We start from the raw sequence: 301 nt of genomic DNA on the forward strand, positions 1-301 counted from the left end.
CAGGGAGGCCACCCGGCGGTCGCGGCCGCTGTCCTCCACAAGGTGCTCCATGTTCTCCCGGGGCATCCGCTGGTCTTCCACGATCAAAACGCTGGTCATATCGTTTCCTCCTGTGGCAGGTTCACACACAGCCGGTAGCGGGGCCGGGCCTGCACCTCCATGGTGCCGCCCGCCTGCATCACCCGGCGCTGGATGGCGGGAAGCCCCCCGCCCGGCGTAATGGCGGGGTCTGCGGGGGGCGGGCCGTCGTTTTCAAACTGCCAGCGCTGGCCCCCGCCCTGCGGGGTGATGGTGATCTCCA

1 pseudogene is annotated in these 301 nt (G+C 69.4%); it reads right to left on the reverse strand.

What is annotated here, in order from left to right:
• Positions 1-95: 95 nt before the first annotated feature.
• A pseudogene (locus P0G09_RS18765) lies at positions 96-301 on the reverse strand (hypothetical protein); the annotation flags it as partial.

This window comes from Faecalibacterium sp. DFI.5.82, from assembly GCF_029076575.1.
GTDB lineage: Bacteria > Bacillota > Clostridia > Oscillospirales > Ruminococcaceae > Faecalibacterium > Faecalibacterium duncaniae.